We start from the raw sequence: 9,110 nt of genomic DNA, 5'->3' as shown, positions 1-9,110 counted from the left end.
ACTGGCAGGTAATAAACGAGAAGTACAAGACAATGTAAAACCAGTGAGAGAAGGTCCGGGTTTATTGACACGGGCTAAAGACTGGTTGAAAGGAAATTTTTAATTTATTAGACCCCCACACTTTAAGGTGTGGCTGGTTAATAGCGCCGAGTTGCAATAATTGCATGGAACTCGACAGGAGAATGAAATGTTTGAATTATTAGATAGTGTTCCACAAAATGCCGTAATTAAAGTAATCGGTGTCGGCGGTGGTGGCGGGAATGCCGTTGAGCATATGGTGCAAACTGAACTTGAAGGTGTTGAGTTTATGTGTGTCAACACAGACGCTCAGGCTCTTGCTAAGATGTCCGCTAAAGAGTTGTTGCAACTAGGAAGCACGACAACAAAAGGGTTGGGAGCCGGTGCAGATCCGGAAATTGGGCGTTTGGCTGCGGTTGAAGATAGAGAGCATGTCGCTGAGCTGCTTGATGGTGCTGATATGGTTTTCATTACAGCGGGTATGGGAGGAGGCACAGGAACAGGTGCTGCTCCAATCGTTGCTGAAGTTGCAAGAGAGCTTGGTATCTTAACAGTCGCTGTCGTGACAAAGCCTTTTCCATTTGAAGGTCGTAAACGCATGAAGTTGGCTGATGAGGGAATTACGGAACTACGTGAAAACGTTGATTCTCTTATTATTATTCCTAATGAAAAGTTGATGAAAGTGCTAGGTAGAAATTGCAGCCTGATCAATGCATTTAATACAGCCAATGATGTATTGCGTGGCGCCGTACAGGGTATTGCTGACCTTATTACTCGTCCGGGTATGATCAATGTCGATTTTGCAGATGTGCGCACGGTGATGTCTGAAATGGGCATGGCAATGATGGGTACGGGTTCTGCTAAAGGAGAAGACCGCGCGACTGTTGCAGCGGAAGCCGCTATAAATAGTCCTTTGTTAGAAGATGTAGACCTGAAGGGCGCGAGTGGAATTTTGGTAAATATCACTGCTGGACTGGATCTAAGTTTGGGTGAGTTTACTGAAGTCGGAAATATTGTCGAAGAATACGCTTCAGATGATGCGACAATTGTAGTCGGAACTGTCATTGACCCAGAAATGAAAGACGACATTAAAGTGACGGTGGTAGCAACGGGTTTTGATAAACGAGTAGAAGAGCCGGTAAAGGTTGTTGCATCAACTAACAGAAGTAGTAATAGCTCAGTGAGCACTACTCAGATTGAGCTGCCGACTGTGTTGCGTCGACAAAAACAAGAAGCGTTGCTTGAGCCAGCTACAAAGCAAGCGTTATCGTCTGATAAGCAAAAGGATGTGGATATGTTAGATATCCCTACTTACATTCGAAGACAAGCTGACTAAAGTGGTTTAGCGTTAAAGGCCATGTTGCCGCTTTGGCGCTATTTTGTTACTATTTCAGGTTATTTAGACAATTAAAAATTTGGCGGACGCATGATCAGACAACGAACCCTGAAGAACAGTATTAAGGCTACCGGAATTGGTCTGCATACCGGACAAAAAGTGTATTTAACACTCAAGCCAGCTACTGTGAATACCGGTATTGTTTTTCGGCGTACTGATATCGAACCTGTCATCGATATCGCTGCATGTACTGAAAACGTTGTTGATACCACATTGTCTACGAACCTAGGAAAAGATGGCGTTCGTGTGGCCACAGTTGAGCATTTGTTGTCGGCTTTAGCGGGTTTAGGGATTGATAACGTTGTTATTGAACTGAGCTCAGAAGAAGTGCCTATCATGGATGGTAGCGCAGCACCGTTTGTCTTTTTGATTCAGTCAGCGGGAATTGATGAGCAAGAAGCGCCTAAGCAATTTATTCGTATCAAAAAAGAAATTACAGTCAGTGCAGACGGAAAGTCTGCAACATTTCGTCCTTTTGAAGGCTTTAAAGTAGGTTTTTGTATTGAGTTTGAACATCCTGCTTTTGAAGGTAGAAATAAAGAAACAACATTAGATTTTTCCAGCACCTCGTTTGTAAAAGAAGTCAGCCGTGCAAGAACCTTTGGTTTTATGCGTGACTTCGAATATTTGCGTTCACAAAACCTAGCGCTTGGGGGTAGTTTGGAAAACGCCATCGTTGTTGATGACTATCGTATTTTAAATGATGATGGTTTGCGATATGACGATGAGTTTGTGAAACATAAGGTGCTTGATGCAGTCGGTGATTTATATTTATTAGGGAAAAGCTTGATAGGTGAGTTCATTGGCTATAAATCAGGTCACTCCCTCAATAATTTATTGTTGAATAAGCTGCTAGAAACAAATGATGCTTGGGAAGTGGTGACGTTTGAAGATCATGATCAAAAAGCGCCAATCTCTTATCAAAAGCCAGTTTTGGCTGATTAAACTATTAGATTATTTGAATGCCGGGCTATAGCCCGGCTTTTTAATATAAATAGATATTGGTTATAAGTTTATTAGTAAAAAGGTTGAAATTTGCATTTCAACCCTAATAGAAAAGATATTCATTTTGTTATTTACCTTAATCATAAAAGCCCTGTCGCTCTCGGCTGCGGGGACTTACGGAAAGATAATCAATATATGCTGACCTCATTGTTTAAAAAAGTTTTTGGTAATAAGAACGATCGAGAGTTAAAGCGTATGGGGAAGCTAGTTAAGCTGATCAATGCGTTTGAAGAAGAGATCGAAAAACTATCTGATGCAGAAATCATTGCAAAAACAGAAGATTTTAAGAAACAGGTAGCGAGTGGTACTTCATTGGAAGCAATTCTTCCTGAAGCATTTGCATTAGTACGTGAGGCATCTAAACGCTCTATGGAGCTGCGACACTTTGATGTGCAGTTAATTGGTGGGATCACATTACATGAAGGTAATGTGGCTGAGATGCGTACGGGTGAAGGTAAAACACTGGTAGCGACGTTAGCCGTTTACCTCAATGCGCTTGAGGGAAAAGGGGTCCACCTCGTAACGGTAAATGATTATCTTGCAAGTCGTGATGCTGAGTGGATGCGTCCTTTGTACGAAGCTTTGGGATTAAGCGTTGGTGTTGTTTTATCTCGCCAAGACCCTGAAGTTAAGCGAGCTGCTTATGCGTCTGATATCACTTACGGTACTAATAACGAGTTCGGATTTGATTATCTACGTGACAATATGGCCTTTAGTCTGGAGGATAAAGTACAGAGAGACTTTCATTACGCCGTTGTCGATGAAGTAGATTCAATTCTTATTGATGAAGCACGTACTCCTTTGATTATTTCAGGGCCTGCCGAAGATAGTTCTGAGATGTATCATAAGGTAAATCTTCTTATTCCTAATTTGCTTCGCTTTGATGGTGAAATTGATCCTAAAGATACAGAGCAAGTAATTAATGAACATTTTGTTGTCGATGAGAAGAATCGCACGGTAGAGCTAACGGAAGCTGGACACCAAATCATAGAAGAGCTTCTTACTAAAGAAGGTATTCTTGAAGAAGGTGAAAGCCTATATGCACCTCATAACCTAAATCGCCTGCATCATGTCTTGGCGGCACTTCGTGCACATAATTTATTTATTCGTGATAAAGATTACATAATTCAGGAAGATCAGGTTGTTATTGTGGATGAGCACACTGGGCGTATTATGCCTGGGCGTCGCTGGTCTGAAGGGTTGCATCAGGCTGTTGAAGCAAAAGAGGGTGTATCTATTCAATTAGAAAGCCAAACACTTGCGTCAACAACATTTCAGAATTACTTCCGCCTATACGATAAATTGGCGGGGATGACTGGAACCGCAGATACAGAGGCATTTGAATTAAACCAGATTTATGGATTAGATGTTCTTGTCATACCAACCAACCGTGATGTTGCACGTATAGATTCCAACGACATTATTTTTCTAACAATGGAAGAAAAATATGACGCGATTATTAAAGAAATAGCCGACTGTCGCGAGCGTGGTCAACCAGTTTTAGTGGGTACTGCTTCTGTTGAGTCATCAGAGCTGATCTCTAACTATCTTAATAAAGCTAAAGTAGAGCACAACGTACTCAATGCTAAGAACCATGAACGCGAAGCGACCATAATTGCGGAAGCGGGTAGTCCGGGAGCCGTTACTATTGCCACCAACATGGCTGGGCGTGGTACTGATATTAAACTGGGTGGTAAGTTAGAGTTAGAGTTAGAAAACTTAGACAACCCAACTGATGCCGAGATTGAATTAGCTAAAGCTGATTGGGAAAAGCGTCACGAGCAAGTATTGGCTGCAGGCGGTTTGCACATTATTGGTACAGAGCGACATGAATCACGTCGTATCGATAATCAGTTGCGTGGTCGTTCGGGTCGACAGGGAGATCCAGGCTCTTCACGTTTCTTCTTATCACTAGAAGATGACTTAATGCGTATTTTTGCATCAGACCGTGTACGTGGCTTTATGCAAGCATTAGGGATGGAGAAAGGTGAAGCCATTGAACATAAAATGGTTTCAAATGCGATTGAGAAAGCTCAGCGTAAAGTTGAAGGTCGTAACTACGATATTCGCAAATCATTGTTGGAATACGATGATGTTGCTAACGATCAACGTACGGTTGTGTATAACCAGCGTAACGAGTTAATGGCTTCTGATAATATATCCGAGACTGTCCAAGCGATCCGCGAAGAAGTTGTCGATAACTCAGTGAGTAATCATATTCCTCCGCAGAGTTTGGCTGAGCAGTGGGATATTCCAAGCCTTGAACGGGCGTTGGAAGCTGAGTTTGCGCTGACTATGCCTGTTCAGCAGTGGCTTGATGATGATACTACGCTGCATGAGGATACGTTAAGAGAGAAAATTCAAGCAGAAGTTGCAGGCGCATACGAAGCAAAAGAATCTATTGCAGGCGAAGAAGGCATTCGTCTATTTGAGAAGCAGGTAATGCTTCAAGTGCTTGATACGTTATGGAAAGAGCACTTACAGACAATGGATCATTTACGCCAAGGTATTCACTTACGTGGCTATGCTCAGAAAAATCCTAAGCAAGAGTATAAACGTGAATCGTTCTCACTGTTTCAAGAGTTGTTAGAGAACATCAAACGTGATGTTGTGAAAGTGTTGAGCCATGTGCAAGTTCAAATGCCTGAAGAAACAGAAGTTATTGAACAGCAGCGTCGAGAGCAGTTAGCTCAACAGCAGATGAATTTTGAGCATCAGAGTAATTCTGGATTTTCTGAAGAGTCATCGGAAAATGAGGATGCCAATGATGAATCACAACTTACACCTGACACATTTGTGCGAGATGAACGCAAAGTAGGACGTAATGAGCCTTGTCCTTGTGGTTCCGGTAAAAAGTACAAACAGTGCCATGGGCAGCTCAATTAAAATATTTTATTATTATATTTGATAAAAGAAAGCAGCCTTGGCTGCTTTCTTTATGTTTAAAGAGGAAAACAAAATGGCAATCGGACCCGCAATACTACCTGTTCTTCATCCGGTAAACGGTGTGCGTTTAGGTGTGGCCTCTGCTGGCGTCAAAACACCTGGGCGCAAGGATGTAGTCGTAATTGAAATGGCTAAAAAATCTACTTTAGCTGGCGTGTTTACCCAGAATGCATTTTGTGCAGCCCCTGTTATCGTATCTAAAGAGCACTTAAACCAAGGTAAAAACCGGTTCCTGTTAGTTAATACGGGTAATGCAAATGCGGGCACGGGTGAAAAAGGTTTAAGTGATGCCTATGAGTGTTGTAGCGCATTAGCAGATGTGGCGAATGTTAAGCAGGTTGATATTATGCCTTTCTCGACAGGCGTTATTGGCGAACCGCTTCCTGTTGAAAAAATTACAAGTGTATTCCCCGACGCTTTGGGTAATCTCGATAAGAACCACTGGGCAGAAGCTGCTGAGGGTATTCTAACGACTGATACACGACCTAAAGGGGCTTGTGTCCAATTTGTACATGATGGCGAAACGATCACCCTTACCGGGATATCGAAAGGTTCTGGCATGATTATGCCTAATATGGCAACCATGTTAGGTTTTGTTGCAACGGATGCTGCTGTTAAAACTGAGCTATTACAAGCGTTGCTTGTTGAGGCTGCTGATTTAACGTTTAATCGTATAACGGTAGATGGCGACACCTCAACAAATGACTCGTGTATGTTAATAGCTACAGGTCAGTCTGGAGCCGTAGTTACAGAGGATAATGAAGCGCTTCTTCGTTTGTTCAAGGATGCGCTGCATCAGGTAATGCTTGAACTGTCTTTGGCCATCGTTAAGGATGGTGAAGGTGCTACAAAACTAGTGACTATTCGCGTTGAGCAAGCCGCTACTCATCAAGAAGCACTAGCAACAGCGTATACGGTTGCCCACTCCCCGCTTGTTAAGACAGCCCTCTTTGCCAGTGACCCTAACTGGGGACGTATTTTGGCTGCGGTTGGTCGTGCTGGTGTTGAACATTTACAGGTGAATGAGTTACAGATTTACTTGGATGACGTGTGCATTGTTGAAAAAGGTGGTCGTGCAGATAGTTATACAGAAGAAGCGGGTAAAAAAGTTATGAGTCAGGAGAATATCCTAATTAAGATTGTTTTAAACCGTGGTGTTGTCAGTGAGACGGTTTGGACTACAGATCTTTCACATGACTACGTGACTATTAATGCTGACTATCGTAGCTAATACCACAAAAAATAATAAGGTAGCGGCAAAAAATGGAGTGCAATTTTACGTGAATAAGAAACTCATCCATGTAGCCGCTGCTGTAATTGAAGATGGTTTAGGGAATATTCTCTTGGCAAAGCGCCCTGATGATAAACATCAGGGTGGATTGTGGGAGTTTCCTGGAGGTAAGGTCGAGGAAGGAGAATCTCCACAGTCAGCACTGTTTAGAGAGCTGGATGAAGAGGTAGATATTAAGGTTGTAACAAGTGAGCCTTTAATACAGATTCCTTACCATTACCCTGATAAATCAGTATTTTTAGATGTGTTTCGTATCACTAACTTTTCTGGAAAAGCCTGGGGAAAAGAAGGGCAAGAGACTCGTTGGGTACCCATTGAACAGCTAGACACTTACTCTTTTCCTGCAGCCAACCAGCCAATTCTCAATGCTGCTTTACTATCAAAAAAAATTTTTGTGACACCGGCTTATAATTCCTTATCTGAGTGCTTACAAAGCCTGAATAATACAGTTATTAAACATTCTATTGATTGGATCTTGTTTAGGCAAAAGCAACTTAGTGAAGAAGATTTCTGCAAATGGGTAACGCGCTTACAAAATGATTCAACATTACATAGCAAGAGACTTACCCTAAATTGCTCAGTAGGTCTTGCTAACAACTTGGGGGCAAACTCTGTACATCTAACATCTGACCGACTTATGGCCTTGTCTTGTAGAGAAGAATTTAAGGGGCGTTTTTTAGGTGCTTCGTGTCATACGCAAGAGGAGTTAAATAAGGCTGTATCATTGAAATGCGATTATGTTACTTTATCGCCTATTAAGCCGACTCATAGCCATCCGGGGGCACCCGCTCTAGGTTGGGATGTTGCTGCAAGCATGATTTCACAAGCAGCGTTACCTGTGTATTTGCTGGGTGGAATGAACAGTAACGATTTATCACAAGCTCAAAACATCGGAGCGCAAGGCATAGCTGCTATTAGTGCATGGTACTTGTAAATGGCGAGCCTGTAATTCCCCCATCAAGGCTGGGTTGGTCATCATAATCATCAACCGAAGGCGATGCTGGAATGTTATACTCTTCACTTGCCCATGCGCCTAGGTCAATAAGTTTGCAGCGACTACTGCAGAACGGACGTGATTCATTGCTTTCATCCCATAGCGATGGACCAGAGCATTGAGGGCATTTAATTTTCTTCATGTGCGGTACTCGTTAGTAGCTAGCTCAAGTAACTTTATGTCGATAAGCTTTATTTGGTTTTTTAAGTGCTCTAATGTCGTGCTGTTATCTAGTACAGTGTCTGCAAGGTCAAGTCTGGCATCTCGGCTGAGTTGGGCTTCCATAATGCGTTTTATCTGTTCTACATCATTATTATCACGCGAGGCAACTCGTTGAATCTGTAAGCTTTCTGGTACATCCATTACAATGATGTGATCCACCATCTTATGTTGATCTGTTTCCAGTAAAAGAGGGGAGGCTAATATAAGATAGGGTGTTCTGCCATGATAGCTTTCGATTTTTTCCATGATACGGGTGCGAATAATTGGGTGCAGCAGTTGCTCTAACCACTCTCTCGATTTGATATCTGAGAATACAGCCTTTCTCAAGTTAGCGCGATCCAGTGTGCCGTTTTCAGCAAGTATTGTAGCGCCGAATTTTTCCTCTATTTTAACCAAGGCTAATTCACCGGGTTCTACTACTTCGCGAGCAACGACATCGGCATCAATAATGGGCTTGCCCAATAACTCAAACTGAGCAGAAGCCGCACTTTTGCCACTGCCAATACCACCTGTTAATCCTACTACTAGCATAATTACAAACCTGATAATGGGTCTGACTAAACTCGTCTTAAAACCGGGTTTTATAGAAAGAAAAGATACGCTGCTATTATTTGGTCGCCCCAGAATAGCGCTACCCAGCCTGCAATGGCAAGGTATGGACCAAAAGGAAGAGGGTTTTGTGCTTCGTGTCGTTTAAACAGCATAAGAGCTACTGCCAGAATAACTCCAGCGACTGATGATAAAAGAATAATCAGCGGCAAAGAGGCAGCCCCACACCATGCGCCTAATGCGGCAAGTAGTTTGAAATCGCCATAGCCCATGCCTTCCTTGCCCGTTAGCAATTTAAATGCCCAATATATAGACCAGAGAATTAAGTAGCCAAGCACGGCGCCCCAAACAGCGGATTCTAAAGAAGCGAAGCTATTCTGTGTATTTATTAATAGACCGGCCCACAGCAGCGGTAGCGTTATTCTGTCGGGTAAAAGGTGGTGGTCAATATCAATAAATGTTAACGAAATTAGGCACCATGTGAAGAATACCGCTGCCATGCCGTAATAATTAAACCCAAACTGATAAACAGCAACAACGCTGAGTGCCGCCGTTAACAATTCAATGAGTGGGTAACGAAGTGATATATGGATTTTACATGAAGAGCATTTGCCGCCTAACATTAAGTAACTTAAAACAGGGATGTTTTCGTACCATCTTATTTTATGCTGACAGGAAGGGCAGGTTGA

Annotated in this window: 8 protein-coding genes; 5 read left to right on the top strand and 3 right to left on the bottom strand. The window is 42.6% G+C overall.

Features of this window, described 5'->3' with window-relative positions:
• Positions 1-187: 187 nt before the first annotated feature.
• From ftsZ to QZZ55_RS19495, 5 genes are all read left to right on the top strand, one after another.
• Entirely contained in the window at positions 188-1,354 is a 1,167-nt protein-coding gene (gene ftsZ, locus QZZ55_RS19515; protein WP_293269094.1) for a cell division protein FtsZ, read from the top strand.
• A gap of 90 nt (positions 1,355-1,444) precedes the next feature.
• Positions 1,445-2,359 (top strand): UDP-3-O-acyl-N-acetylglucosamine deacetylase, encoded by a 915-nt coding sequence (lpxC, locus tag QZZ55_RS19510; protein WP_293269093.1) that lies wholly within the window; start codon positions 1,445-1,447, stop codon positions 2,357-2,359.
• A 195-nt stretch (positions 2,360-2,554) separates the two neighbouring features.
• Positions 2,555-5,305, top strand: coding sequence for a preprotein translocase subunit SecA (gene secA / locus QZZ55_RS19505; RefSeq protein ID WP_293269092.1), 2,751 nt, complete (start codon positions 2,555-2,557; stop codon positions 5,303-5,305).
• 73 nt (positions 5,306-5,378) lie between these two features.
• Positions 5,379-6,596, top strand: a complete 1,218-nt coding sequence (gene argJ, locus QZZ55_RS19500; RefSeq protein WP_293269091.1) for a bifunctional glutamate N-acetyltransferase/amino-acid acetyltransferase ArgJ — start codon at positions 5,379-5,381, stop codon at positions 6,594-6,596.
• Between the two features lie 49 nt (positions 6,597-6,645).
• Complete coding sequence (locus tag QZZ55_RS19495) at positions 6,646-7,590, top strand: Nudix family hydrolase (protein WP_293269090.1); 945 nt, start codon at positions 6,646-6,648, stop codon at positions 7,588-7,590.
• Here QZZ55_RS19495 and QZZ55_RS19490 read toward each other — a convergent pair.
• The 3 genes from QZZ55_RS19490 to QZZ55_RS19480 all read right to left on the bottom strand — a co-directional run.
• On the bottom strand, positions 7,571-7,792 hold the full coding sequence (locus QZZ55_RS19490) for a DNA gyrase inhibitor YacG (RefSeq protein WP_293269089.1): 222 nt from the start codon (positions 7,790-7,792) through the stop codon (positions 7,571-7,573). The two genes, QZZ55_RS19495 and QZZ55_RS19490, sit on opposite strands and share 20 nt — an antisense overlap.
• Positions 7,789-8,403 (bottom strand): dephospho-CoA kinase, encoded by a 615-nt coding sequence (coaE, locus tag QZZ55_RS19485; protein WP_293269088.1) that lies wholly within the window; start codon positions 8,401-8,403, stop codon positions 7,789-7,791. Before coaE ends, QZZ55_RS19490 begins: the two co-directional genes overlap by 4 nt.
• A gap of 50 nt (positions 8,404-8,453) precedes the next feature.
• Positions 8,454-9,110, bottom strand: a 657-nt coding sequence (locus QZZ55_RS19480) for an A24 family peptidase (protein ID WP_293269087.1), incomplete at its 5' end; no start/stop codon positions are given.

The sequence above is a fragment of the Neptunomonas sp. genome (assembly GCF_016744175.1).
GTDB lineage: Bacteria > Pseudomonadota > Gammaproteobacteria > Pseudomonadales > Balneatricaceae > Neptunomonas.
Note: the sequence above shows the minus strand (reverse complement) of the source record. Positions and strands in the feature narration are given on the sequence as shown.